The 26,525-nt window shown below is 66.6% G+C and carries 24 protein-coding genes; 8 read left to right on the top strand and 16 right to left on the bottom strand.

The annotated features are described in order from the left end of the window. Positions 1-35: 35 nt before the first annotated feature. The 7 genes from IEW22_RS15420 to hrcA form a co-directional block, all read right to left on the bottom strand. Entirely contained in the window at positions 36-1,394 is a 1,359-nt protein-coding gene (locus tag IEW22_RS15420) for a hemolysin family protein (protein ID WP_188587534.1), read from the bottom strand. 46 nt (positions 1,395-1,440) lie between these two features. Beyond that, positions 1,441-1,992 carry an rRNA maturation RNase YbeY gene (gene ybeY, locus IEW22_RS15415; RefSeq protein ID WP_188587509.1) on the bottom strand — a complete coding sequence of 184 codons (552 nt, stop codon included), beginning with the start codon at positions 1,990-1,992 and terminating at the stop codon, positions 1,441-1,443. A 67-nt stretch (positions 1,993-2,059) separates the two neighbouring features. Then, positions 2,060-3,133 (bottom strand): PhoH family protein, encoded by a 1,074-nt coding sequence (locus IEW22_RS15410; protein ID WP_188587533.1) that lies wholly within the window; start codon positions 3,131-3,133, stop codon positions 2,060-2,062. A gap of 115 nt (positions 3,134-3,248) precedes the next feature. Continuing rightward, positions 3,249-4,064 (bottom strand): alpha/beta hydrolase family protein, encoded by an 816-nt coding sequence (locus tag IEW22_RS15405; protein WP_308421407.1) that lies wholly within the window; start codon positions 4,062-4,064, stop codon positions 3,249-3,251. A 118-nt stretch (positions 4,065-4,182) separates the two neighbouring features. Beyond that, positions 4,183-4,974: a 16S rRNA (uracil(1498)-N(3))-methyltransferase gene (locus tag IEW22_RS15400; RefSeq protein ID WP_188587508.1), complete on the bottom strand. Its 792-nt coding sequence runs from the start codon at positions 4,972-4,974 to the stop codon at positions 4,183-4,185. A gap of 9 nt (positions 4,975-4,983) precedes the next feature. Continuing rightward, the gene (dnaJ, locus tag IEW22_RS15395) at positions 4,984-6,147 is read right to left on the bottom strand and encodes a molecular chaperone DnaJ (RefSeq protein ID WP_188587507.1); all 1,164 of its coding nucleotides are present in this window, start codon (positions 6,145-6,147) and stop codon (positions 4,984-4,986) included. Positions 6,148-6,239: 92 nt separating this feature from the next. Further along, entirely contained in the window at positions 6,240-7,274 is a 1,035-nt protein-coding gene (gene hrcA, locus IEW22_RS15390) for a heat-inducible transcriptional repressor HrcA (RefSeq protein ID WP_188587506.1), read from the bottom strand. A 163-nt stretch (positions 7,275-7,437) separates the two neighbouring features. Here hrcA and IEW22_RS15385 point away from each other — a divergent pair, with 163 nt between their 5' ends. After that, complete coding sequence (locus tag IEW22_RS15385) at positions 7,438-7,896, top strand: type II toxin-antitoxin system VapB family antitoxin (protein ID WP_188587505.1); 459 nt, start codon at positions 7,438-7,440, stop codon at positions 7,894-7,896. Here IEW22_RS15385 and hemW read toward each other — a convergent pair. Then, on the bottom strand, positions 7,796-9,043 hold the full coding sequence (gene hemW / locus IEW22_RS15380; RefSeq protein ID WP_188587504.1) for a radical SAM family heme chaperone HemW: 1,248 nt from the start codon (positions 9,041-9,043) through the stop codon (positions 7,796-7,798). The two genes, IEW22_RS15385 and hemW, sit on opposite strands and share 101 nt — an antisense overlap. Before the next feature lie 394 nt (positions 9,044-9,437). Between hemW and IEW22_RS15375 the strand changes: the two genes are divergently transcribed. Genes IEW22_RS15375 through IEW22_RS15360 form a run of 4 tightly spaced genes read left to right on the top strand, consistent with a single transcriptional unit; the run spans position 9,438 to position 14,141 of the window. Beyond that, complete coding sequence (locus tag IEW22_RS15375) at positions 9,438-11,141, top strand: nitrite/sulfite reductase (protein ID WP_188587503.1); 1,704 nt, start codon at positions 9,438-9,440, stop codon at positions 11,139-11,141. After that, complete coding sequence (locus IEW22_RS15370) at positions 11,138-11,869, top strand: phosphoadenylyl-sulfate reductase (protein ID WP_188587502.1); 732 nt, start codon at positions 11,138-11,140, stop codon at positions 11,867-11,869. Before IEW22_RS15375 ends, IEW22_RS15370 begins: the two co-directional genes overlap by 4 nt. After that, the gene (cysD, locus tag IEW22_RS15365; RefSeq protein WP_229742763.1) at positions 11,866-12,828 is read left to right on the top strand and encodes a sulfate adenylyltransferase subunit CysD; all 963 of its coding nucleotides are present in this window, start codon (positions 11,866-11,868) and stop codon (positions 12,826-12,828) included. The genes IEW22_RS15370 and cysD overlap by 4 nt, the downstream gene beginning before the upstream one ends. Further along, positions 12,828-14,141, top strand: a complete 1,314-nt coding sequence (locus tag IEW22_RS15360) for a sulfate adenylyltransferase subunit 1 (protein WP_188587501.1) — start codon at positions 12,828-12,830, stop codon at positions 14,139-14,141. The genes cysD and IEW22_RS15360 overlap by 1 nt, the downstream gene beginning before the upstream one ends. A gap of 226 nt (positions 14,142-14,367) precedes the next feature. On the opposite strand, the gene IEW22_RS15355 is transcribed toward IEW22_RS15360, so the two are convergent. The 5 genes from IEW22_RS15355 to IEW22_RS15335 all read right to left on the bottom strand — a co-directional run bounded on the left by IEW22_RS15355 (position 14,368) and on the right by IEW22_RS15335 (position 18,944). Then, a complete protein-coding gene (locus IEW22_RS15355; protein ID WP_188587500.1) occupies positions 14,368-15,372 on the bottom strand; it encodes a sulfate/molybdate ABC transporter ATP-binding protein in 1,005 nt (334 codons plus the stop codon). Further along, complete coding sequence (gene cysW / locus IEW22_RS15350) at positions 15,372-16,301, bottom strand: sulfate ABC transporter permease subunit CysW (protein WP_188587499.1); 930 nt, start codon at positions 16,299-16,301, stop codon at positions 15,372-15,374. Before cysW ends, IEW22_RS15355 begins: the two co-directional genes overlap by 1 nt. Continuing rightward, positions 16,301-17,185, bottom strand: coding sequence for a sulfate ABC transporter permease subunit CysT (gene cysT, locus IEW22_RS15345; protein WP_188587498.1), 885 nt, complete (start codon positions 17,183-17,185; stop codon positions 16,301-16,303). The genes cysW and cysT overlap by 1 nt, the downstream gene beginning before the upstream one ends. Beyond that, positions 17,182-18,234 (bottom strand): sulfate ABC transporter substrate-binding protein, encoded by a 1,053-nt coding sequence (locus tag IEW22_RS15340; RefSeq protein ID WP_229742770.1) that lies wholly within the window; start codon positions 18,232-18,234, stop codon positions 17,182-17,184. Before IEW22_RS15340 ends, cysT begins: the two co-directional genes overlap by 4 nt. A gap of 509 nt (positions 18,235-18,743) precedes the next feature. Further along, positions 18,744-18,944 (bottom strand): hypothetical protein, encoded by a 201-nt coding sequence (locus tag IEW22_RS15335; protein ID WP_188587496.1) that lies wholly within the window; start codon positions 18,942-18,944, stop codon positions 18,744-18,746. Positions 18,945-19,204: 260 nt separating this feature from the next. Here IEW22_RS15335 and IEW22_RS15330 point away from each other — a divergent pair, with 260 nt between their 5' ends. Next, the gene (locus tag IEW22_RS15330; RefSeq protein WP_188587495.1) at positions 19,205-20,083 is read left to right on the top strand and encodes a PPK2 family polyphosphate kinase; all 879 of its coding nucleotides are present in this window, start codon (positions 19,205-19,207) and stop codon (positions 20,081-20,083) included. A 64-nt stretch (positions 20,084-20,147) separates the two neighbouring features. Here IEW22_RS15330 and IEW22_RS15325 read toward each other — a convergent pair whose 3' ends face one another. Genes IEW22_RS15325 through lepA form a run of 3 tightly spaced genes read right to left on the bottom strand, consistent with a single transcriptional unit; the run spans position 20,148 to position 25,083 of the window. Further along, on the bottom strand, positions 20,148-21,071 hold the full coding sequence (locus IEW22_RS15325) for a cation diffusion facilitator family transporter (RefSeq protein ID WP_188587494.1): 924 nt from the start codon (positions 21,069-21,071) through the stop codon (positions 20,148-20,150). A gap of 10 nt (positions 21,072-21,081) precedes the next feature. Continuing rightward, a complete protein-coding gene (locus IEW22_RS15320) occupies positions 21,082-23,151 on the bottom strand; it encodes a M3 family metallopeptidase (protein WP_229742761.1) in 2,070 nt (689 codons plus the stop codon). Positions 23,152-23,199: 48 nt separating this feature from the next. After that, positions 23,200-25,083 (bottom strand): translation elongation factor 4, encoded by a 1,884-nt coding sequence (gene lepA / locus IEW22_RS15315; protein WP_229742759.1) that lies wholly within the window; start codon positions 25,081-25,083, stop codon positions 23,200-23,202. Positions 25,084-25,149: 66 nt separating this feature from the next. Here lepA and IEW22_RS15310 point away from each other — a divergent pair, with 66 nt between their 5' ends. Together IEW22_RS15310 and IEW22_RS15305 are read left to right on the top strand one after the other, a co-directional pair. Beyond that, entirely contained in the window at positions 25,150-25,836 is a 687-nt protein-coding gene (locus IEW22_RS15310) for an alpha/beta hydrolase family protein (RefSeq protein WP_188587492.1), read from the top strand. Then, the gene (locus IEW22_RS15305) at positions 25,833-26,276 is read left to right on the top strand and encodes a type II toxin-antitoxin system PemK/MazF family toxin (RefSeq protein ID WP_188587491.1); all 444 of its coding nucleotides are present in this window, start codon (positions 25,833-25,835) and stop codon (positions 26,274-26,276) included. The genes IEW22_RS15310 and IEW22_RS15305 overlap by 4 nt, the downstream gene beginning before the upstream one ends. Positions 26,277-26,525 lie beyond the last annotated feature (249 nt).

The raw sequence follows: 26,525 nt of genomic DNA, 5'->3' as shown, positions 1-26,525 counted from the left end.
GCCGTCACCCCAGCCGTCCCATCCGCCTCATCGTCTCACCCTTTCCGGGCCGGTTCGCTCGATCCGCTGTGGTCATCGGCATCCGAACCGTCGCGCTGCGCGACACGATCGCCGCTCGTCGTGTTTCCGCCGGACTTACGCGAGGCCGAATCCGTGTCGTCATCCACGCCGGGCACCCGACGGGCGATGACCGAGGTGATGCGCAGCCGTCCCTTGCGGTCGGTACCGCCTTCGGCGACCAGTTCGATGCCGTCCTTCTCCACTCGCGCACCCGGTAGCGGAACGCGTCCGAGGATCAGTCCGACCAGACCGCCGACGGTGTCGACATCCTCCTCGTCGATCTCGACATCGAAGAGTTCGCCGAGGTCCTCGATCGGCAGCCGCGACGAGAGCCGGTACACGCCCGGCTCGGTCTCGGTCACGGGTGCGGGCTCGTCGGAGTCGTATTCGTCGTTGATCTCCCCGACGATCTCCTCGAGCACGTCCTCGATGGTGACCAGGCCCGCGATGCCGCCGTATTCGTCCACCAGCAGGGCCATGTGGTTACGGATGCGCTGCATGTCTGCGAGGACCTGGTCGAGTGGCTTGGTGTCGGGCACGAATTCGGCGGGGCGCATCAGGTCGGCGACCAGTACCCGCGCCTCCTGATTGCCGGCAAGGGTCTGCTCGACACAGTCCTTGAGGTACACCACACCCAGGACATCGTCGGAGTTCTCGCCGATCACCGGGATCCGAGAATGTCCCGAACGCACCGCCAGGCTCATCGCCTGCGCGGCGGTCTTGTCGGCCTCGATCCAGATCATCTCCGGGCGCGGGACCATCACCTCCCGTGCGAGCGTGTCGCCGAGATCGAACACCGACTGGATCATCTTGCGTTCGTCGGCGTCGACGACGCCGCGGGCCTCGGCCAGATCGACCAGTTCGCGCAGCTCGACCTCGGTGGCGAACGGTCCGTTGCGGTATCCCTTGCCGGGCGTGATCGCGTTACCGACCAGGATCAGCAGGCGAGTCAACGGGCCCAACAGCACCCCGACACCCTTGAGCAGATACGACGACGGGATCGCCAGCGAGTAGGCGTGTTGGCGTCCGAGTGTGCGCGGCCCGATGCCGATCGCCACGTAGTTGATCAGCGCCGCGACCACGATAGCCACCAGCAGTCCCCAGCCGACGCCGATGTTGGCGACGGTGAAGACGGTGAAGCAGGCCGTGGCGATGGCCTCACACACCACCCGCAGGAACACCGTGAGCGCAACGTAGTTGGCGCGGCGCGGCAGGATCGCGACGAGTGTCGCAGCACCGGCCCGACCGTCCTTCACCAGATCGTCGACCCGGGCTTTGGAGACCGTCACCAGCGCGGTGTCGAGTGCGGCGAAGAAGCCGCTGATCGGGACCATGACGATCGCCACGATCAGCAGCGGCAGATACTCGGGCACCGCAGGCTCAGCGCTCCGACGCGTCGTCGGAGGTGCCGAAGCCGGTCTGACGCAGCAGTTCGGTATCCCGCTCGGCCAGGCGCATCTCACGCTCTCGAGCGAGCCGGTCGTCGTAGAAGTCCTCGATGATCTGCTGCTGGATACCGAACATCTGCTTCTCTTCCTCGGGTTCGGCGTGATCGAATCCGAGGAGATGCAGGACACCGTGGATCACGAGGATCGTCATCTCGTGCTCGATCGAGTGCTGGGCGGACTTCGCTTGTCCGGCGGCGAATTCCGGGCACAGCACGATGTCTCCGAGCATGGCGGGGCCGGGCTCGGGTGTGTCGGGACGACCACCGGGGGTGAGCTCGTCCATCGGGAAACTCATCACGTCGGTGGGTCCGGGCAGATCCATCCAACGCATGTGCAGTTCGGCCATCGTCTCGCTGTCGACCAGCACCATCGAGAGCTCGGCGGCCGGATGGACGTCCATCTTGGCCATCGCGAAGCCCGCGGCATCGACCAGGAGCGCCTCGGGGACCTCGATCCCCGATTCGTTGGACACCTCTATCGTCATGCCGTCTCCTGCACTGTTGTCGTCGATGTGGGTGTTCGCGCGGGTGCTGTTGCCGGTGTGGGTGCGGTCACCGGTGTCCACGACCCGACGCCCGGCGTGCGGCGCGGTTACCGCCCGCCTCGAACCGGGCCGCCTCGTCCGAACGCACATAGGCGTCCACGATGTCGGCGACCAGTCGGTGTCGGACGACGTCGGCGCTGGTCAGCATCGAGAAGTGGATGTCGTCGATTCCTGCCAGGATGCGGCTGGCCGCCGACAGCCCGCTCTCGGCACCGCCGGGTAGGTCCACCTGGGTGATGTCGCCGGTGACCACGATCTTGGATCCGAACCCCAGCCGGGTCAGGAACATCTTCATCTGTTCGCCGGTGGTGTTCTGCGCCTCGTCGAGGATGATGAAGGCGTCGTTGAGTGTGCGGCCGCGCATGTAGGCCAGCGGCGCCACCTCGATGACGCCGGCCTCCATCAGCTTCGGAATGGCCTCGGGATCCATCATGTCGTGCAGCGCGTCGTGCAGCGGGCGCAGATACGGGTCGATCTTCTCGTGCAGCGTGCCCGGCAGGAAGCCCAGGTTCTCTCCGGCCTCGACGGCAGGGCGGGTCAGGATGATCCGGTTGACCTTCTTGGCCTGCAGCGCCTGGACCGCCTTGGCCATCGCCAGGTAGGTCTTACCCGTTCCGGCCGGCCCCATGCCGAAGACGATGGTGTGCGTGTCGATCGCGTCGACATAGCGCTTCTGGTTGAGGGTCTTGGGCCGAATCGTCTTGCCGCGACGGGAGATGATGTCGAGGCTGAGCACCTCGGCAGGTGACTCCCCCGATCCGTCGGTGAGCATCCCGACGCTGCGACGCACCGTGTCGGGGGTGACCGGGGTCCCCCGGCTCACCATCGACACCAGCTCCTCCAGCACCCGCTCGGCGGAGGCGACGTCGGCCGGCTCCCCCCGCAGTGTGATCTTCGTGCCGCGCACGTGGATGTCGGCGGCGAGTGTGGATTCGAGGGCCCGCAGATTGGCATCGGCGGCACCCAGCAGGCCCATCACCACATCCGAGGCGACCTCGACGTTCGACGTGACCTGCGAATGCTGCGCGCTAGTCGTGCTGCCCGCGGTGTCGTCATGGCCCACGGTGCCGTCATTTCCCATTGAGGAATTGCTCACTGAGGAGGTCGCTCCTGTAATTCGTTCGCGCCGGCCGTCCGGCGATATGCGGTGATCGATATGCGGTGATCACAGCCAGTCTACGTCGATGCCGACCAGGTCACGAGTGACCCTGCGCGGGCTCGACGAGGTCGTCGTCGGCGATCAGACCCGCAGCTCGCATCGTGGCGCGGTGGCTCTGGGTGTGCGGATCGAGGAAGGCGTTGTGCGCCTCGCCGTCGATCAACACGAGTTCAGCGGACTGTCCCGCCGCACGCGCCGCCTCCACGTAAGCGATCGACACCTCGGGGTCGACGTTCACGTCGTCGCGCCCGTGGATGGCGACCACCCGGGCGTCGAACGGCGTCTGATGTGCAGGCGAGGCCAGTCGATAGCGCTCGGGGGCGTCGTCGTAGGCCACCCCGAGGAGTTCACGGGTGCTGCGGCGGCCCGCTTGTCCGGCGGCGACCAGATCCAGCACGCCGGCCTGCGCGATCACCGTCGACACCCGCCCGGCTGCGCGGATGCGGGCGGCGATCTGCGCCACCGCCCAGATGGCCAGCTGAGCGCCTGCCGAGTGGCCGATCACCGTGACGTTGTCGAGGTCCAGTCGGGCCGCGACGGCGCCGGGAAGCGCGGCGGGGATCTCCTCGGCGAGCAGTTCGAGCGCGCCGACCACGTCGCGACCGGTGTCGGGCCAACCCCCGCCGTCTGCGCCGAGCCGCCGGTATTCGACGTTCCACACCAGCGCGCCCGCACTCATCAGGTCGCGGGCGACCGCGTTCTCCAACGTCAGCGAATAGTCGTCATGCCAGTACCCACCGTGGACGAGCACGACCACGGGGATGTGCTCGGCTGCCGCGGCATCACGCGTGAGCATCAGCTTGCCGAACTGCGAGCGATGCGGACCGTAGGCCAGTCGCGTCCTGATCAGCATGAGAATCCCCTCGTCCGTTCGGTGCCCCAGTCCATCGGGTTGTCAGTCCATCCGGATATCCAGTCCATCCGGGTGCGCGGCGCCGCCGGATGACCCGCTCACGTCCGCCGACCCGGCGTCAGCCCTCTGCCGCCGGAGACCAGCGGTCGGTGAGTACGCCGAGCGCGCCCAGGGCAACGGCGGCGGCACTCGAGGTGCGCAGCACCTGCGGCCCCAGCAGCACCGGTGTACCACCGGCGGCCACGATCGCGTCGACCTCGGAGTCGTCGAGCCCGCCCTCGGGCCCCACGACCAGCATCAGCTCCGAGGGCGTCGCCGGATCCAGACCAGCTGCGAGTTCGGCAAGAGGAGTGTGCGCCTGTTCGTGCAGAACCGCGACCGCACCGCCGGCGTCGAGTACAGCGTGCACCTGCTGGAGCAGCTGTGCCGTGTCGATGGGGCCGTCGACCGTCGGGATCCACGGGCGCCGACTCTGTTTCGCCGCGGCTCGCGCGGTCGCCCGCCATCGGGCGATGCCTTTGGCCGCGCGGGGTCCGGCCCACCTGGCCACGCACCGCGCGGCCTGCCAGGCCACGATGCGATCGGCGCCGGCCTCGGTGGCCAGGTCGACCGCGAGCTCCGAGCGTTCCGACTTGGGCAGCGCCTGCACCACGGTGACCAGCGGGTTCGGCGGCGGTGTGACTCGCAGCTCCACCACGTCGGCGGTCAGCACGTCCTTGCCGGCGGTGCCGGTGACCTCACATCGCGCCAGCGATCCCGCGCCGTCGCCGACAAGGATCTGCTCACCCGCCCGGATGCGCGTCACCGCGACGGCGTGATGGCCCTCCGGGCCCGAGAGGCGCACACTCGAGCCGACGCCGGGCAACGGCTGCGCGCCATCCGGTTCGAGGTAGAAGACAGGTAACCCCACGACGCCCGGTCAGCGGCCGGCGAAGGCGTTGCGCAGCCGACTGAACAGGCTGCCGTTGCCGGAGTTGTTCGACGCGTCGACCAGTTCCACCTTCTCGTCGGCGGCCAGTTCCTGGTACTTGGTGAGCAGCTCGGTCTTGCGTGAGTCCAGTTTGCTGGGCACCACCACGTCGAGGTGGACGTTGAGCGTGCCACGCACTTCGGTGTGCAGATGTGGCATTCCCGCACCCTTGACCTTGGCGATCTCACCGGGTTGGGTTCCCGGATCGATCCGCACCGTCACGGTGTTGCCCAGGATCGTCGTCACGTCCAGCGACGAGCCCAGAGCCGCCGAGACCATCGGCACCTTCACGGTGCAGTGCAGGTCGTCGCCGTCACGGACGAAGACGTCATGCGGCTTCTCGTTGATCTCCACGTACAGGTCGCCGGCCGGGCCGCCACCGGGACCGACCTCGCCCTGACCGGCAAGTCGCACGCGCATGCCATCGGCGACGCCGGCGGGGATCTTCACCGTGATCGTCCGGCGGGCACGCACCCGGCCGGCACCCGCGCACTTGTGACAGGGGTCCGGGATGACCTCGCCGGTGCCTCCGCACGTGGGACACGGCCGCGACGTCATCACCTGGCCGAGGAAGGAGCGCTGCACCGACTGGATCTCACCGGCACCCTTACAGGTGTCGCAGGTGATGGGTGTGGAGTCTCCGTTGGTGCCCGCGCCTTGGCACACGTCGCAGAGCACCGCGGTGTCCACGGTCACCTCACGACTGACACCTGTGGCGCATTCCTCGAGGTCCAGACTCATACGAATGAGTGCATCCGAGCCGGGCTGCACGCGACCGCGGGGTCCGCGACCACCGCCGGCACTGCCTCCGAAGAACGCCTCGAAGACATCGCCGAGACCTCCGCCGAACCCGCCGGCACCACCGCCGAAGCCGCCGAACCCACCTGCTCCGGCACCGGCGAGCGGGTCGCCACCGGCGTCGACGATGCGACGCTTCTCCGGATCCGAGAGCACCTCGTATGCGGCCTGCACGTCGTGGAAGCGTTCCTGCGCGGCCGGGTCGGGGTTTACATCCGGGTGCAGTTCCCGTGCCAGTTTGCGGTAGGCACGTTTGATCTCGGCGTCACCGGCGCCCGCCGGTACACCGAGAATTGCGTAATAGTCACGAGCCACGAAAACGCAGTCCTTCGATCAGTTCGTCATGGTTGACAAGTCGTCTGTGCCTGTGGGGAGGCAGCGGTCGGCGCCCTCACCGATACGCGTCACTACCGGTCCGCGAGGACCTCGCCGACATATCTGGCAACGGCCACCACCGAGGCGATCGTTCCCGGATAGTCCATGCGGGTGGGCCCGAGCACTCCCAGGCTGCCGAATACAGCGCCAGAAGAACCGTACCCGGTGGACACCACGGAAGCCCCACGCAGGTTGGCGGTCTCATTCTCCTCGCCGATACGCACGGTGACGGTCCCCGGGTTCTGGGCGGCGGCCAGCAGCTTGAGCAGCACCACCTGTTCCTCGAGTGCGTCGAGCACCGGCTTCATCGATCCGGCGTAGGCGGCGAAATCGGCAGCCGCGCGGGCCAGGTTCGAGGTGCCACCCATCACGAGCCGGTCGTCATGGTGTTCGACCAGCGTCTCGATGAGCACGGTCGCCACCCGCAGCACCGGACCACGCAACTCCTCGGGTGCGGTGTTGGCCAGCTCGGCGACCTCGTGGGAGGCGTCCTCGAGCCGCTTACCGTGCAGGGCGCCGGAGAACAGCTCGCGCAGCCGGGCGACGTCGTCGTCACCAACCTCTTCCTGCAGGTCGACCATGCGCTGTTCGACCCGGCCCGTGTCGGTGATGAGCACCAGCAGCAGCCGCGACGGGGTGAGCGAGACGACCTCGAGATGCCGCACCGTCGACAGCGACAAGACCGGGTACTGCACGATCGCGACCTGCCGGGTCAGTTGGGACAGCAGTCGCACGCTGCGTCGCAGCACGTCGTCGAGATCGACACCGGAATCGAGGAAGTTCAAGATGGTGCGGCGTTCGACATTCGACAGTGGTTTGATCTCGCTGATCCGGTCCACGAACAACCGGTAGCCCTTGTCGGTGGGCACACGACCCGAACTCGTGTGCGGCTGGGTGATGTAGCCCTCGGCCTCGAGCACAGCCATGTCGTTGCGCACGGTGGCACTCGACACCCCGAGCTGATGCCGCTCGACCAGCGCCTTGGACCCGATCGGTTCCTGTGTCTCCACATAGTCGGTCACGATCGCGCGGAGGATCTCGAACCGCCTGTCATCGGTACTCGACACCGACCACACACCTCCTCGACCGTCGTTGCACGTCGCGCACGCCCCCGTCGGATACGCCGCGTTGTTCGAGTTTAGTTCAGGACGACCCCCGCCGACCGGCATGGCCGCAGGTAGTGTCGTCGCGAGCAGGCTTTGTTCGCGACGAGCGCAATCGAGGACGGCGATGATCTTCCGTGGTGTCCGTGACGGCAAGCCCTACCCCGATCACGGTCTGACCCATCGCGACTGGGCCAAGATCCCGCCTCGACAGTTCCGGCTCGACGAGCTCACCACGGTCACCACCGTCCTCGCCCTCGACCGGCTGCTGTCGGAGGATTCGACGTTCTACGGCGACTTGTTCGCGCATGCGGTGCGCTGGCACGGCGAGATCTATCTGGAGGACGGTCTGCACCGGGCGGTGCGCTCGGCGCTGCGCAATCGCAATGTCATCCACGCCCGGATGCTCGACCTCGACGCTGTGGCACCCGGTCAGACCGCGAGCGAGTCACTGGCCGATCTGCCCATCGCCCGACCGGCAGAACTCACGCCGCCGATCGATCAGCGACCAGAATCGAGCGCACCACCCCGTCGGCCAGCAGCCGGCCGCGGCTGGTCAGTACCAGGTTCTCGCCGGCCCAGGTGAGCAGACCGTCGTCGACGGCACGGCGCGCCCTCGACAGTTCGGATGCGTCGAGTTCGGCGGCGGGCAGCCCGGTACGACAGCGGATCGTGAGCATCACGCGTTCGGTGTGGTGTTCGTCGGCGTTCAACGTCTCCGACCCGGCAACCGGCAGCTCCCCGGCGGTGATCGACTCGGCGTAGCGCGCGGGATGTTTGACATTCCACCACCGCCGGCCGGCCACATGGGAGTGCGCGCCCGGGCCGATGCCCCACCAGTCCGCGTCGTGCCAGTACCCGAGGTTGTGCCGGCACTGCGCCGACGGATCGTCGGTTGCGGCCCAGTTGGACACCTCGTACCAGTCCATCCCGGCCCCGCGCAGCGTCTGGTCGATCAGCTCGTATCGGTCGGCGAGCACGTCGTCGTCGGGTGCGGCGATCTGCCCCTTTCGGATGCGCCGGGCCAGTGCTGTCCCGTCCTCGACGATCAACGCATAAGCGGACACATGATCGACCCCGGCGTCGAGGACCGCGTGCAGCGACGTGCGCAGATCGTCATCGGTCTCGCCGGGGGTCCCGTAGATCAGGTCGAGGTTGACGTGGTCGAAGCCCGCAGCACGCGCCTCGAGCGCCGCCTGCTGGGCCCGCCCGGGGGTGTGGGTGCGGTCGAGCACCGCCAGTACATGCGGGGCCATGGACTGCATGCCCAGCGACACGCGGGTGTAACCGGCCGACCGGATGGCTGCGAAGAACTCCGGGTCGGTGGATTCCGGATTGCTCTCGGTGGTGATCTCGGCGTCGTCGGCCACCGGAAAGTGCCGCCGCACGGTCGCCAACACCTCGGCGAGGCCCTGCCCGCCCAGCAACGACGGTGTCCCGCCACCGACGAAGACCGTCGACAGCGCACGGTCGGTGCCAAGTTGCGCTGCGGCCATGCCCAGCTCGCCGTCCACGGCCCGCATCCACGACTGCGGCGAGGCCGTCGAGCCGAGCTCGCCGGCGGTGTAGGTGTTGAAGTCGCAGTAGCCGCACCGCGTAGCGCAGAACGGGACGTGGACATACAGTCCCAGCGGCGTCGGCTCCGATGGCCGGATCTCCTCGGGAGCCCGGCCCGCCGGTGCCGTACTGCCGACCGTCGGTGTGTGCACCGCCGAACCTCCACTTCCCCGCATCCGATCCCCGCACCGAGATGATGTGCGCGATCGACTCACCAGCGTAGGCGCGGATCCCGGCGCGCTTCGAATCGGCATGCCGCCGACCGCTCGCGCACGTGATTCGACTAGCGATACGCGTGCGTGGCAGTATTGCCAGGTGTTCTCTGCCGGGGTATGGCTCGCTGCGCGACGCCACATCGACTTCATGCGCGTCGACAGCGCATGGTGTCGCCGCTGACCAGCGGCCTCCACCGTCGGCAGATGCGCATCGCGCGCTCGGCTGCCGACCCCCGGATCCGAGTCGAGCAGACTCACGACGGCCGCGCCCAGCCCGTGATGACCACCACCATCGCCGGCGGCCGTGCCCGAGGGCTGGTCAACGGCGAGCAGACGATTCAGGAGTCTTGCTTCGATGACGCCGCCCACCGATGCCGACCGGTCACGTCGCGCAGCCCGTCCCAGGCCCACCAAACGCCGGGCCGAGGGACAGTGGAAGCTCGGATACCGCGAGCCGCTGAACTCCAACGAGCAGGTCAAGAAGGACGACAACCCGCTCAACGTGCGTGCACGGATCGAGAACATCTACGCCCATCGCGGCTTCGACTCGATCGACAAACAAGACCTGCGCGGACGTATGCGCTGGTGGGGGCTCTACACCCAGCGCAAACAGGGCTACGACGGCACCTGGACCGGTGACGAGAACATCGACATCATCGAAGACGAACACTTCATGATGCGGGTGCGCTGCGACGCGGGCGCACTCACCGCCGCCCAGCTGCGCACCCTCGGCGAGATCTCGATCGAGTTCGGGCGCAACACCGCCGATCTGTCCGACCGCGAGAACGTCCAGTACCACTGGATCCGCATCGAGGACGTCCCCACCATCTGGCAGCGGCTCGAGGCTGTCGGACTCAACACCACCGAGGCCTGCGGCGACACCCCGCGCGTGATCCTCGGCTCACCGCTGGCCGGTGAGTCCCTCGACGAGGTGCTCGATCCCACGCCCGCGATCGGCGAGATCGTGCGCCGTTACGTGGGCGACCCCACCTACTCGAATCTGCCGCGCAAGTTCAAGACCGCCATCTCCGGTCAGCCCGATGTGCCCTACCAGATCAACGACGTGTCGTTCATCGGCGTGGAGCACCCCGAATACGGACCGGGGCTGGACGTATGGGTGGGCGGTGGTCTGTCGACCAATCCCATGCTCGCCCAGCGTCTGGGCGTATGGGTTCCGCTCGACGAGGTGCCCGACGTGTGGGAGGGCGTGATCTCGATCTTCCGGGATTACGGCTACCGCCGCCTGCGCGCGAAGGCACGGCTGAAGTACCTGCTCAAGGACTGGGGCATCGAGAAGTTCCGTCAGGTGCTCGAGGACGAATACCTGCACCGCAAGCTCGTGGACGGTCCGTCGATCGTCGAACCGACCGAGCAGATCGACCACGTGCGCGTGCAGAAGCTGCGCAACGGCCTCAACGCGGTGGGCTTCGCCGCCATCGCCGGGCGCGTGTCGGGCACGATCCTGCAGTCGGTGGCCGACGCCGCGCAGCGGGCCGGCTCCGACAGGATCCGGTTCACCCCGTACCAGAAGCTGATCGTCCTCGACGTGCCCGACGAGAACGTGTCCACACTGCTCGATGAGCTCGAACCACTCGGACTGTCCGGCCGTCCGTCACCGTGGCGACGAAACCTGATGGCGTGCAGCGGCATCGAGTTCTGCAAACTCTCCTTTGTCGAGACCCGCAAGCGTTCGCAGCGTCTGGTGCCCGAACTCGAGGAGCGCCTGGCCGACATCAACGCCGACCTCGACGTGCCGATCACTGTCAACATCAACGGCTGCCCCAATTCCTGCGCCCGCGCCCAGATCGCCGACATCGGCTTCAAGGGTCAGCTGGTCGATGACGACAACGGGAATCAGGTCGAGGGTTTCCAGGTTCACCTCGGTGGAAGCCTGGGCCAGGAGGCGGCGTTCGGCCGCAAACTCCGCCAGCACAAGGTGACCTCTGCCGAACTGGGCGACTACGTCGAACGGGTCGTGCGGAACTTCATGAAACATCGCGAGGAAGGCGAGCGCTTCGCCGCTTGGGTCGTGCGCGCCTCTGAGGAGGATCTTCGATGAGCAGTGCAGTGCGCAATGAGGCCTATCTGCGTGAGGTGGCCGAACAGGGTGCAGCCGACCTCGGTCCGGAGGCGACTCCGGAGGAGCTGCTGACGTGGACGGCGCGCACCTTCGGTTCGGACTTCGTGGTGGCCTCGAACATGCAGGACGCCGCGCTGATCGACCTGGCCTGTTCCACCATCGACCGCGCCGACCTCGACGGCGAGAAGGTCAAGGTGCTCTTCCTCGACACCGGTTACCACTTCGCCGAGACGCTGGGCACCCGTGACGCCGCCGAGCAGATCTATGACATCGACTTGATCAACGTCACCCCCGAACACACCGTCGCCGAGCAGGATCAGCTGGTCGGGCGCAACCTGTTCGCCTCCAACCCCGGCGAGTGCTGCCGGCTGCGCAAGGTCGTTCCGCTGCGCTCGACGCTGTCGAGCTACAGCGCCTGGGTGACCGGCATCCGCCGCGTGGAGGCACCCACCCGCGCCCACGCCCCGCTCATCTCCTTCGACGAGGGTTTCGGACTGGTGAAGATCAACCCGATCGCCGCATGGTCGGACGAGCAGATGAACGACTACATCAACGCCCGCGGCGTGATCGTCAATCCGCTTGTCGACGAAGGCTATCCGTCGATCGGATGCGCACCCTGCACAGCCAAGCCCGCACCAGGTGCCGACCCGAGGTCGGGGCGCTGGGCGGGGTCCACCAAAACCGAATGCGGATTGCACGTTTCATGACAAGCACCGATTTCACGCCAACCATCGACGAAAGACCGGATGCGGTGACCACCGAGCAGAACGAGGACGACTTCTCCACGCTGGACGCGCTGGAGTCCGAGGCCATTCACATCTTCCGCGAGGTCGCGGGCGAGTTCGAGCGGCCGGTGGTGCTCTTCTCCGGTGGCAAGGACTCGACGGTCATGCTGCATCTGGCGCTCAAGGCGTTCTGGCCCGCGCCGCTGCCCTTCCCGCTGCTGCACGTAGACACCGGTCACAACCTGCCCGAGGTGCTGGCCTTCCGTGACGAAGTGGTCCAGAAGCACGGCCTGCGCCTTCATGTGGCCAGCGTCGAGGAGTATCTCGCCGACGGTCGCCTCACCGAACGCCCAGACGGTGTGCGCAACCCGCTGCAGACCGTTCCGCTGCTCGACGCCATCACCGACAACCGCTTCGACGCGGTGTTCGGCGGCGGGCGGCGCGACGAGGAGCGCTCGCGTGCCAAGGAGCGGATCTTCTCGCTGCGCAACGCCTTCGGGCAGTGGGATCCCAAACGTCAGCGTCCGGAGCTGTGGAATCTGTACAACGGTCGCCACGCACCGGGTGAACACGTCCGCGTGTTCCCGCTGTCGAACTGGACCGAACTCGACGTGTGGCGCTACATCGCCCGCGAGAACGTGGCGTTGCCGTCGATCTACTACGCCCACGAACGGCCGGTCTATCAGCGCGACGGCATGTGGATGACCCCCGGATCGTGGGGCGGCCCGGCCGACGGCGAAGAGCTGCAGACGCTTTCGGTGCGCTACCGCACCGTGGGCGACGGCTCCACCACCGGCGCGGTGCTCTCCGACGCCAAGGACAACGAGGCAGTGCTGGCCGAGGTCGCGGCGTCGCGGCTGACCGAGCGCGGGGCCACCCGCGGTGACGATCGGGTGTCGGAAGCGGCCATGGAAGACCGCAAACGCGAAGGATACTTCTGATGAACCACTCCCCCGATCTCCTGCGCATCGCGACTGCCGGTTCGGTCGACGACGGCAAGTCCACACTCGTCGGACGACTGCTCTACGACACGAAATCGGTTCTGGCCGACCAGATCGACGCGGTCACCCGCGCATCGGTGGACCGCGGCCTCGACGGACCCGACCTGTCACTGCTGGTCGACGGGCTGCGCGCAGAACGCGAACAGGGCATCACCATCGACGTCGCCTACCGCTACTTCGCCACGCTCGCACGGTCGTTCGTGCTCGCCGACACACCCGGTCACGTCCAGTACACCCGCAACACCGTCTCGGGTGCGTCCACCGCACAGCTGGGCATCCTGCTGGTCGACGCGCGTAACGGCGTGGTCGCCCAGACCCGACGGCACGCCGCCGTGCTGGCGCTGCTGGGTGTTCCGCGACTCGTGCTGGCGGTCAACAAGATCGACCTCGTGATCGACAAGAGCGGAGTCGACGAAGCCGCGCAGACCTACGAGGACATCCGCGCCGACTTCGCCGACCTCACCCGTACGCTCGGGTGGTCCGACGACCAGGTGGTGTCGATCCCGGTCTCGGCGCTGCACGGCGACAATGTCGCCGCACGCTCGGAGCGCACGCCGTTCTACGACGGTCCGACTCTGATCGAGCACCTGGAGACGGTGCCGAATGTGACCGATCGCAAGTCGATCGGCTTCCGGATGCCGGTGCAATACGTGATCCGTCCCCGCACGCCGGAGTACCCCGACTACCGCGGCTACGCCGGCCAGATCGCCGCCGGGCGGGTGTCGGTCGGTGACGAGGTGGTGATCCCGTCGTCGGGCGCGCGCACCACCGTGACCGGTATCGACACCGCCGACGGCCCGCTGACATCGGCACACACCGGGCGCAGCGTCACGCTGTTGCTCGAGGATGACATCGACATCTCCCGTGGCGACATCATCGCCGCCGCTGCCGACGCGCCCGAGCCGCTCACACAGTTCACCGCCACCGTGTGCTGGCTGGGCGACAAGCCGCTCCGTCCCGGCGCGAGACTGCTCCTCAAGCACGGCACGAAGACCACCCCGGCGATCGTCGGAGCCATCGAGGCACTGTTCGACGAGCAGGCCCTGACCGTCGAGGATGCCCCGGAGACGTTGGAGCTCAACCAGATCGGCCGCCTCACGGTGACCGTGGCCGAGCCGATCGCCGCCGACGACTACACCGTCAACCGCGAGACCGGTTCGTTCCTGCTCATCGATCCGCAGGGCGGCAACACCCTCGCCGCCGGTCTGGTCGGCGACGCGCTGGCGGGATTGCACCTGAAAGAACTCGTCTGAGCGAGCCCGAGAGCGTTACCTCGATGCGCCACCACGTCAGGGTGAGTTACGACGTGGTGGCGCAGTCGTATGCAGATCTGTTGCCCGACACCACCTTCGAGGCACCTGAGGATTTGGCGCTCATCGATGACCTGATCGCTGAGCTACCCGAGAGGTCGCGAGTCCTCGACGCGGGGTGCGGCGCACACAGTCGGCGAGATCGGTCGACAGGACCGATCTCGCGCGATCAGACGCTGATGAGCCCCGTCTCGGGCACATGCGTCACCCGGGCGAAGATCTCATCACCTTCCCGCAATCCCAGCGCCTCGGCGTCGCCGCGAGTGATCTGCGCGATGAACGACTCCCCGCTGGAGCTGGCGGTCAGCTCGACGCGAACCTCGAATCCCAAGCGCACCACACGGTCCACGCGTGCCTTGAGCACACCGGCCTGGGCCGAGGCCGGATCGGCCGTCTCCAGCGCGAGATCCGGTGTACGCCCCAGGCGGATGTCGTGGGGACGCACGAGTGCGCCGTTGAGCCGCGACACCGACCCGAGGAACGACATGACGAACTCGTTGGCCGGACGCTCGTAGAGGTCGTCGGGGCTGCCCACCTGTTCGAGCCGACCGCGGTTGAGCACCGCGATCCGGTCGGCGATGTCGAGAGCCTCGGCCTGGTCGTGGGTGACGAGCACTGTCGTCACGTTCACCTCGTCGTGCAGGCGGCGCAGCCAGCGGCGCAGATCCTCACGAACCTTGGCGTCGAGCGCACCGAAGGGCTCGTCGAGCAGCAGCACCTGAGGGTCGACGGCGAGGGCCCGCGCCAACGCCATCCGCTGGCGCTGGCCTCCGGAGAGCTGTGCGGGGTATCTCGTCTGGAAACCGGTGAGCCCCACCACCTCCAGCAGCTCGTCGACCCGCGCCGTGATCTCGGATTTGGGGCGCTTGCGGATCTTCAGACCGAAGGCCACGTTGTCGCGCACGGTCATGTGCTTGAAGGCGGCGTAGTGCTGGAACACGAATCCGATGTCGCGCTTCTGCGGCGACAGCCCGGTCACGTCGTCACCGGAGATCGTGATGACGCCCGAGTCCAGCTCGTCGAGTCCGGCGATCGACCGCAACAGCGTCGACTTTCCCGATCCCGACGGGCCGAGCAACGCCGTGAGCGATCCGTCCGGGATCTCCAGCGACACGTTGTCGAGTGCGGCGAAGTCGCCATAGCGCTTGTTCGCGCCTCGCACCGAGATGGTCATCAGACGTACTCCTTCTCGCCCTGGGTTGGCTGATCGCTGGTCGCGGATTCCGGCACTGCGCCGACATCGTCGGAGATCTCGTCCGAGTCGGCCTGGCCACGCTTGCGGTCGACCACCGCCTGGTGGTCACCCACCTCGCGGCGCTGGATGAACGTCATCGCGAACAGGATCACCAGCGCGACGATCATCAGCAGGGTGGCTGCGGCGTAGGCGCCGAACTCGTTGTAGTCGTCGGTGTAGCGCGAGGACACCAGCAGCGTGAGCGTCTGGGACACACCGGGCAGATTCGACGAAACCATCGTCACCGCGCCGTATTCACCCAGTGCGCGCGCGACGGTGAGGATGATGCCGTAGATCAGTCCCCAGCGGATCGCCGGCAAGGTGATGCGCCAGAAGATCTGCCAGCTGTTGGCACCCAGGGTCGCCGCGGCCTGTTCCTGCTCGGTGCCCACCTCGCGCAGCACCGGTTCGACCTCGCGGACCACGAAGGGCAGCGTCACGAAGATGGTGGCCAGCACCATACCCGGCAGCCCGAAGATCACCCGGAAGCCGAGGTTCTCCACACCGCCGAACCAGCCGCCGTACCCCCACAACAGGATCAGTGCGACACCCACGACCACCGGTGACACCGCGAAGGGCATGTCGACCACACCTTCGACCAGCTTCTTGCCGCGGAAGTCGCTGCGCGCCAAGGCCAGTGCCATCACGACGCCGAAGATCACGTTCAGCGGCACCACGATCACCAGGATCAGCAGGCTCAGCTGCAGTGCGGCGATCGCCGCCGGTGTGGTGATCCAGTCCCAGAACTGTCCGAACCCGTGCTCGAAGGAGCGCCAGAAGATCAGTCCGACCGGAACCACCACGAGGATGAACAGGTAGGCCAGTGCGATGGTGCGCAGCCCGTAGCGGGCCAGCGGTGAGACCTTCATCAGCTCAGTTCCTCTCGGCGTGACGCGCGCTGGGAGAAGATCCGCAGGATCAGCAAGACCACGAACGCGATGACCAGCAGCACCACCGACACCGCCGCGGCCGAGACCGGGCTGTCGATCTCGATCTGCTGCTGGATGTACTGCGAGGTCACCTGGGTGTCACCGGGGATGTTGCCACCGATCAGCACCACCGAACCGAATTCGCCGATGGCCCTGGCGAAGGCGAGGCCACCGCCGGTCAGGATGGCCGGCACCAGCGAGGGCAGGATGATCCGTCGGAACGTGGTGAGGTTGCTCGCCCCCAGGGAAGCCGCGGCCTCCTCGACTTCCTTGTCGAGTTCGATCAGCACCGGCTGCACCTGGCGCACCACGAACGGCAGCGTCACGAAGGTCAGGGCGATCACGAGCGCGAACCTGGTGGCGTTGACGTGGACACCGATCGGGCTGTTGGGTCCGTAGAGCGACAGCAGCACCAGGCTCGCCACGATCGTCGGCAGCGCGAACGGCAGGTCGATCAGCGCGTTGACGAAGCGTTTGCCGGGGAAGTCGTCGCGCACCAGCACCCACGCCACGATGGTCCCCATCACCACGTTGATGATCGCCACGACCAGCGAGACACCGATCGTCACGCGGAACGACGCGAGGGCGTTGTCGGCGGTGATCGCCGAGGCGAACCCACTCCACCCGTCGTCAAAACTCTTGACCACCAGTGCCGCGATCGGCAGCAGCACGATCAGCGAGAGCCACAGCATCGAGATGCCCAGACCCAGCGGGCTGGTTCCCACCGCATGCCGCGATCGGCGGCGACGTGTGCGGCTCCGGCCGGCGTCGCCCCGCCCGGTGTCACCGGCGCCGATCTTGCCTACCTGCGCATCGGCGGTCATTGCTTGCCTCCCGCATCGTAGATCTTCGTGATCTCACCGCTGGTGCCGAACAGTGCCGAGTCCACGGCCTTCCATCCGGTCAGGTCCTTGCCCTTGTTCTTCGCCGCAGTGCCCTTGCCGAGCTCAGAACCCAGATCCTTGATCGTCCAGAGCTTGTCGATCGTGCCGGGGAACAGGTCGGCGGTCTGTGCGGCCACGGTCTTGTCGACGGGGCGGAATCCCTGCTGCGCCCAGATGCGCTGCGCCTGCGGAGTGAACAGATAGGACACGAAATCCTCAGCTGCCGAACGGTTCTCGGTGGTGTTGACGATCGCCACCGGGTTCTCGATCTTGAAGGTGGTCGAGGGCACCACATAGTCGATACGCTGCGAGGCCGGAGCCGAGGCGTTCTTGCGGGCGAGCATGATGGCCTCGTTCTCGTAGCTGATCAGCACATCGCCCTGCCCCTGCTCGAAGGCGGTCGTGGCCGCACGCCCGGACGACGGTTGCACCCGTACGTGATCGCGCACCAGCTCACGCACGTAGTCCAGGCCCGCTGCACGGTTCTTGCCGCCGTCGCTGACCGCCGCGTAGGGAGCCAGCAGGTTCCACTTGGCCGATCCCGAACTCGACGGGTTCGGAGTGATCACCGAGATCCCCGGCCGCAGCAGGTCGTTCCAGGTGTGGATGTTCTTCGGATTGCCCTTACGTACCACGAGCACCACCACCGACCCGAACGGTGTCGAGTTGTTCGGATACGCCTTCTTCCAGTTCTCGTCGACCAGGCCCGCCTTGACCAGTCGCGTGACGTCGGGCTCGACGGAGAAGTTGACCACGTCGGCCGGCACGCGGCGAGCGACCTTGCGCGACTGGTCGCCGGACGCGCCGTAGGACTGATAGAAGCCGACGTCGCGGCCCTGCTCGGTTTTACGGAACGCCGGGATGATCGCGTCGAATCCCGGCTTGGGCGTGGCATAGGCGATGAGGGTGACGTGGCGCTTACCGCTGGAGATGTCGGCACCACCGGGCTCGTCGGTCGAGCCTGCGCCGCATGCGGAGACGACGAGCATCACGATCGCCGCCAGCAACACCCACGGCAGTGGGCGCCGTGGCGACACCGATTCATTCCGCAGCGCGGGGCGATGGCCTCCGAACACTGAAACGACCTCCTGAAGAGCAACATGCATGGGTGTCCGGTCCCGCGGGCGAGGAAGCACCAACCGCGGCGGACACCGAGGGAGACGACGTGGAACAATGCGCGCGAGTACTCCCTCGCGCGGTGGTCGGCGTCAGCGGGACATCCGCTGCGTTCACCGACCGTCGGCGTGTCACCGACAGATGACTGGTGTCACCGACAGATCACGTCGCGCACGCAGAGGTATTCGACACCGAGCAGCACCAGCCGGTGCCCCACGACGTGTCCTCTGTTCGCCACGAGAGGAGACGATAGCAGCGGGTTCGCAGTGCGAGACCCGCTGCGCAGACGGCGGGGTCGAGATTCAGAGCGTGGTGACCAGCCAGGCGATGACCACCAGCAGGACCAACAGGATCAGCGCGATGGTGACCTTGGAGCGGGGCATCAACGGCGGTCTCCGGAAGGTCCGGGCAGCTCGCGACGGTCGAGGAGGCGCAGAACGCCGTGGACCAGCAGATTCAGGGCAGATGCGGCAGCGATCGCGAGCGGGATGAGCACCGCGAGGCTCACGACCAGCTGCGGGACGAACGACAGCGAGGTCAGCCACGACTCCACCTGGTCCCACCAGTTCAGTACCGCGTCCACGTCGACCACCCTAGTCCTCACCCTTTAAATCACTCTGAGCACAACCCCCTCCACCGCGGGCCGATGCGCCGGGTCCGGCGAGCATCGACCGCACCGTGCGGCAATCGACGTCGCAACGGTTCGGCGCGAGGGCACGATGGTGGATTGCCCAGACGAATCTACCGGCATGTCCGATGACTGCCCGACAGCCGCGCACACCGCACAGTGATCGGCAACGCAGAATGACCGGCACCGCGCTACGGGCGATTAGCCTGATCTGCATGTCAGTCGACTGGAAACAACTCGCCGACGGTGCCCGTGTCGAACCGGGAACGCGAGTGAAACTGCACCGCGATTTCGATCCGGGATACAAAGACGATCTGGGCAAGGATGCGGGCAACAAGGCGCTGGCCGAAGCCAAAAAGCACCTGTTCGAACTGCAGGACCGGTTCTACGCCAGCGCCGATCGGTCGATGCTGGTGGTCCTGCAGGCGATAGACGCAGCCGGAAAAGACTCCACGATCAAGCACGTGATGTCCGGGATGAACCCGCAAGGTGTCGACGTCTACAGCTTCAAGGCCCCCAGTTCGCTGGAGGCATCCCATGACTGGTTGTGGCGTCATCAGATCGCCGCTCCCGCACTCGGCCGGATCGCGGTGTTCAACCGCTCGCATTATGAGAACGTCACCGTCACCCGCGTGCACCCGGAGATGCTGTGGCCCAAGGCCGCAACACTGCACACCTCGGGCATCTGGGCGCGGCGATTCGACCAGATCAACAACTGGGAGCGCCACCTCACCGAGAACGGCACCGTGGTGGTGAAACTGTTCCTCAACGTGTCGAAGAAGGAACAGGGCAAGCGTTTCCTCGAGCGCATCGATCGCCCCGAGAAGAACTGGAAATTCTCCTCGACCGACCTCGCCGAACGAGAGCGCTGGGACGACTACCAGCACGCCTTCTCCGAGATGCTCACCCATACCAGCACCGACTACGCCCCTTGGTATGTCGTGCCTGCCGACCACAAGTGGTTCTCCCGGCTGACCACCCTGTCGATCCTGCTCGAGACACTGACCGCCCTCGATCCCCACTATCCCGAGGTCGACGAGGAGACCCGCGCGGCGCTGGAGGACGCCCGCGCGTCACTGGTCGCGGAGTCCTGAGCCCGCACCAGCATCAGCCGTCACCGGCCGGCGGTACGCATGAACGCGACCAGGCCGCGCGCCATCAGTCCGGCTGGTCCAGACGCCACGACTCGTAGGACCGGGGATCGTCGACCGGTTCGATGTGGATGGTCACCCGGAGGTGATCGAGCGCGCCGGTCAGCGCCTCCTCGACCTCCTCACTGAGGTTGTGCGCACGCTGCACGGTCCACTGGCCCGGCACCAGCATGTGCATCTGCACGAAGCGTGCATAACCCGACTCGCGGGTCCGCACGTCATGGAACACGATCCCCTCGCGTCGGTAGGGCTCGAGGGTCTGCTCGATCGTCGCGACATCCTCGGCAGGCAGCGCGGTGTCCATCAGGCCGGCCGTCGACCGCCACACCAGCTGACCGCCCACGACGAGGATGTTGATCGCCACGGCGATCGCGACGAGGGAATCGAGTGGCAGCCAGCCGGTCACCGCGACGAGAAACACCCCGACGATCACGCCGATCGTGGTCCACACGTCGGTCATGAGGTGGCGCCCGTCGGCCTCCAGCGACAGTGACCGGTGTCGGCGGCCGATGCGGATCAGCACCACGCCGACCACACCGTTGATCACTGTGGCTATCACCGAGATCACCAAACCCAGTCCCACCGAATCGAGTTCGCGTGGGTGCAGGAGGCGGTCGATGGCCGCGACGATGATCGCGATGGCCGCAACCAGGATCAGCACACCCTCGATCACCGAGGAGAAGTACTCGGCCTTGGTGTGCCCGAAGTTGTGATCGGCATCCGGCGGCCCCGCCACCACCCGCAGCGCGATGAATGCGGCCACCGCCGCGACGAGGTTGACCACCGACTCGGCCGCATCCGAGAGCAGGCCGACCGATCCGCTGACACGCCAGGCGATCACCTTCAGTGCGATGGTCGCCACGGCGGCCGCGATGCTCAACAGCGCGAAACGCGACAGATCCTGACGCGCGGCCTGAGGCTGCGTTGTCACGTCGGCGAAGTCATTCCGACGAGTCGGGGGCGTCGGTGCCGGCGCTGTCGGAGGCAAGTCCACGGCGACGCAGCAGTGGCATCACGTCGCGCGGATGGCCGACCATCTTCTCATGCGCGGCAACGGGATCGACGCTGTCGCCACGACTGAGCGTCGAGTCGGCGAAAACCCTGCCGTTCTCCCGCAGGAGGCCACCATGCGCGGTGAACCACTGCTCGGTCTCGGCGTCGAGTACTTCCGACCAGATGTAACCGTAGTAGCCCGCGGAGTAGCCACCGCCGAAGATGTGGTTGAAGTAGCGCGTCTTGTAGCGTGGCGGGATGAGGTCGTCGGCGATCCCGGCCGCCTCGAGTGCGGACCTCTCGAACTCATCGAGATCGCCCACCGCCTCGGCCTGCGCCGAGGACACCTCATGCCATGCCAGATCGAGCAGTGCAGCGCCGAGGTATTCGATTGTGCCGTGGGCTGTTTCGGTTCCCACCGAAGCCCGGGCCGCGGCCGCGAGCGCATCGGGGATCGGCTCACCGGTCTCGTGATGTCGCGCATAGTGCGCCAGAACATCGGGATCGAGCGCCCACATCTCGTTCACCTGCGAGGGGAACTCCACGAAGTCGCGGGGCACCGACGTGCCCGATTGCGATTCGTAGCGCACATCCGACAACAGCCCGTGCAGCGTGTGACCGAACTCGTGGAACAGCGTGGTGATCTGGTCGAAGGTCAACAACGCCGGTTGTCCCTCATCGGGTTTGGGGATGTTGAGCACATTCACCACGATCGGCGTCTGCGACAACATGCTCGACTGATCGACGATGTTGTTCATCCACGCCCCGCCCCGCTTGGACGGACGTGCGAAATAGTCACCGAGATAGAGCCCGATGGAAGTGTCGTCCTCGTCGAACACCTCGAAGACGCGCACATCCGGGTGGTAGCCGTGCAGGTCATCGCGTTCGACGAAACGCAGTCCGTAAAGCTGTCCGGCCGCATAGAACACACCATCGGTGAGCACCGTGTCGAGTTCGCAGTAGTCGGCGAACGGCGCCAGGTCCACCGTCGCGCTCTCGGCGCGCTCACGCTCGAGCCAGTAGGTGTAATCGGCGGCGCCGATCTGCTCACCGGCGAACTTCTCGATGCGCGCCAGTTCGGCAGTGCCCGCACGCATCGCGGCGCGGGTCAGGTCACCGAGCAGTTCGCGTACCGCGCCCACACTCGGGGCGGTCTGGTCGGCGAGAACGAATTCGGCGTGACTGCTGTAGCCCAGCAGTTCGGCGCGACGCGCACGCAGCGACACGATCTCGCGGACGATCTCGGAGGTGTCGAACTCGTTGCCACGACCGCACCGCGCCACCGACGCCTCGAACACCGCGGCGCGGGTGTCGGCATCGGTGAGCACCGTGAGCGCCGACTGACTGGTCGGGAGTTCCAGTGCCACGGAGTATCCCGAGTCGTGTCCGGCATCGGCCGCTGCGCGGCGTGCTGCGTCGATCGCCGAGCGCGACATCCCGTCCAGCTTGTCCGCGGAGTCGACGAACACCGCACTGGCATTGGAGTCGTCGAGCACCCGCTGGGAGAACGTGGTCTCCAGGACGGCCAGTCGCCCGGCGATCGCACGCATCGTGTCCTTGCCCTGCTCGTCGAGTGCGGCACCCGAACGAACAGCGTCGCGATATCGCTTCTCCAGCAACCGCTTCTGAGGCTCGTCCAGGCCGAGCGACTCGCGCTGAGAATGAAGGGCGTCGATCCGGGCGAACAACGCCGCATTCAACGCGATCGCGGTCGAGTGCTCCGACAGCGACGTGGCGAGTTTCTGGGAGATCTCGTTGCGTGTCGGATTCGTGTCGGGACCCACCAGATTGAAGAAGATCCCCGCGGCCCGGGCCAACGCACGACCACTGCCCTCGAGCGCCTCGATGGTGTTGACGAAGGTGGGTTCGTCGGTGTTCGAGGCGATCTCGTCGATCTCGGCGAGATGTGCCGACATCGCCTCCTCGAAGGCCGGCAGGAAGTCATCGTCGGAGATCGACGCGAAATCCGGCAGATCATGCGGCAGATTCGACTGCACCAGAACGGGATTGGTGGACACTGGCAACTCCCCTGACTGTTGGTCTGATCGCAGCGGTAGGCGTGGCCGCTACTTACTACCCTTGGGCTTGTCGGCGTGCGCATCCGAGGACAGCGCCGCGACGAAGGCCTCCTGCGGGACGTCGACCCGTCCGATGGTCTTCATCCGCTTCTTGCCCTCCTTCTGCTTCTCCAACAGTTTGCGCTTACGGCTGATGTCGCCGCCGTAACACTTCGCGAGCACATCTTTACGGATCGCGCGGATGTTCTCTCGCGCGATGATCTTGGAGCCCACGGCGGCCTGCACCGGGACCTCGAACTGCTGACGCGGGATCAGTTCTTTGAGTTTGGTGGTCATCTTGTTGCCGTAGGCGAAGGCGCCGTCCTTGTGCACGATGGCGCTGAACGCGTCCACCTTCTCCCCCTGCAGGAGGATGTCGACCTTCACCAGATCGGCCTCCTGCTCGCCGGCCTCCTCATAGTCCAGGCTGGCGTATCCGCGCGTGCGCGACTTCAGCGAGTCGAAGAAATCGAAGATGATCTCGGCCATCGGCATCGTGTAGCGCAACTCGACCCGCGATTCCGACAGGTAGTCCATCCCGCCGAGTTCACCGCGCCGCGACTGGCACAGCTCCATGATGGTGCCCACGAACTCGCTCGGCGCGATGATCGTGGTCTTCACGATCGGCTCGTAGATGTGGCGGGCCTTGCCTTCGGGCCAGTCCGACGGGTTGGTGACCACATGCTCGGTGCCGTCTTCCATCACCACGCGGTAGACCACGTTCGGTGCGGTCGAGATCAGGTCGAGGCCGAACTCCCGCTCGAGCCGCTCACGCGTGATCTCCATGTGCAGCAAGCCCAAAAAGCCGCACCGGAAGCCGAATCCCAGCGCCACCGAGGTCTCGGGCTCGTAGGTGAGGGCGGCGTCGTTGAGCTGCAACTTGTCGAGAGCCTCGCGCAGGTCGGGGTAGTCCGAACCATCAACGGGATACAGGCCCGAATAGACCATCGGATGCGGTTCGCGGTAGCCCGTCAGCGGCTCGGTGGCGCCGTCGCGCGCGGACGTCACCGTGTCGCCGACCTTCGACTGGCGCACATCCTTCACGCCGGTGATGAGATAGCCCACCTCACCGACGCCGAGCCCCTTGGACGGTTTGGGTTCGGGTGAGACGATCCCCACCTCGAGCAGCTCGTGGGTGGTGCCGGTGGACATCATGCGGATCTTCTCGCGCGGCAGGATCTTGCCGTCGACCACGCGAACGTAGGTGACCACACCGCGGTAGGTGTCGTAGACCGAGTCGAAGATCATCGCCCGCGCCGGGCCGTCGGGGTCGCCGGTGGGAGCAGGTACCTGCCGCACCACCTCGTCGAGAAGCTCGGCCACACCCTCGCCGGTCTTCCCCGACACCCGCAGCACATCGTCGGGTTCGCAGCCGACGATGTGGGCGAGTTCGGCGGCGTATCTGTCCGGATCCGCCGCGGGCAGGTCGATCTTGTTGAGCACCGGGATGATCGTCAGATCGTTCTCCATGGCCAGGTACAGGTTGGCCAGCGTCTGCGCCTCGATGCCCTGCGCGGCGTCGACAAGCAACACCGCACCCTCGCAGGCCTCCAGCGCACGCGAGACCTCGTAGGTGAAGTCCACGTGGCCGGGCGTGTCGATGAGATGCATGACGTAATCGGTGTCGTCCTTGCGCCACGGCAGGCGGACGTTCTGGGCCTTGATGGTGATGCCGCGCTCACGCTCGATGTCCATCCGGTCGAGGTACTGGGCGCGCATCTGACGTTCGTCCACCACACCGGTGAGCTGCAGCATCCGGTCGGCCAGGGTGGATTTGCCGTGGTCGATGTGGGCGATGATGCAGAAGTTCCGGATCCTCGCGGGATCGGTGAACGTCGTGTCGGCGAAGCTGGGAATCGAACTCACTCCTCGAGGGATACGGTGAGTCCCCATTTTCTCATGTCGGCGCAGATGCCACGATGGCGCATGTGATGTACGGCGGAATGTCGGGAGGCGACGATGGCTGACAGCGACGGCGGCGACCCTCACGATTCGGGCCCCGAACGCGAGATCTACGAAAGCGATGGTGTCCGCGCAACCCTCTACCGGCCCCTCGGCACCGATCCGGCGGCCGTCGCCGTTCTCGCCCACGGCGCCGGCGGCAACCGCGACTCGTCGATCATGGTCGCGCTGGGAACGGAGCTGTCGGACCGCGGATGGTTGGTGGCGTGTATCGACCTGCCGTATCGGCAGAGGCGCCCCAAAGGCCCGCCGAGTCCGTCGGGGGCGGCCGCTGATCGCGCAGGCATCGTGGCCGCCGTCGCCGCGATGCGCCAGGAGTCCGATGCACCCCTGATTCTGGGCGGCCAGTCCTACGGGGGCAGGCAGGCCAGCATGGTGGTCGCCGAGGATCCCGCCCTCGCCCACGGTCTGCTGTGCACGTCGTATCCACTGCATCCGCCGGGGAAACCCGAGCGGGCCCGCGTGGACCATCTGCCGAAGATCTCCCGCCCCACCGTCGTCGTCCATGGTGAACGCGACCAGTTCGCGACCACCGACGAGATCACTGAGGCGATGACTCTGATCGACGCGCCGACGCGACTGGTCGAGGTCGCCGGTACGGGGCACGACCTGCGGCCGGAGCGCACCGGAGCCGCATCGCTGGCTGCCGACGCCGCCGAGGATCTCTTCGGACTCCGCCGATGAGCGGCATCATCGAGCCCTCCCATCCAGGCGCCGCCTCGACCTATCCCACGTCCACCCGGGCACGCCGTATCGAATACCGGCCCGATCCCGACGGCGACGCCGACCCGGGCGAGATCGTCTGGACCTGGGTCGAATACGAGGACGATCCACATCGGGGCAAAGACCGCCCGGTTCTGGTGGTCGGACGCGACGGCACACACATCCTCGGGCTGATGCTGTCGAGTCAGCACTATCACCGCGACGACCCCGACTGGATGTCACTGGGCACCGGCAGCTGGGACGGCGTCGGCGCGGCTGCGACGCACAAGGAGAGCTTCGTGCGCCTCGACCGCATCCTCGAGGTGCCCCAACACGGCATCCGGCGCGAAGGCGCTGTTCTCGATCGCACCCGCTTCGATCACGTCGCCGCACGACTCCGCAACGACTTCGGCTGGCACTGACGGTTCGCGGGGAGCCGCGGAGCCGACGAGCCGCCCAGCCGCTTATGAACTGGTTGCGTGTGTCGTGAACTGGTTGCGTCTGTATCAACGCAACCACTTCTCCCGGCCGCACCCATTGCACTGGTTGCGTTTACCAAGAATGGATGAGAGCCGTCAACCCGTGCAAGCAACGTTGTCTCGTAGGAGGGCTTCGAACTTTTCGCGTGGGGTGTAGAAGCCGAGTGTCTGTCGGGGGCGTTCGTTGAGTTC

The sequence above is a fragment of the Gordonia jinhuaensis genome (assembly GCF_014639795.1).
In the GTDB taxonomy this organism is placed as follows: domain Bacteria; phylum Actinomycetota; class Actinomycetes; order Mycobacteriales; family Mycobacteriaceae; genus Gordonia_B; species Gordonia_B jinhuaensis.
This window is presented reverse-complemented; position numbering and strand designations above follow the sequence as displayed.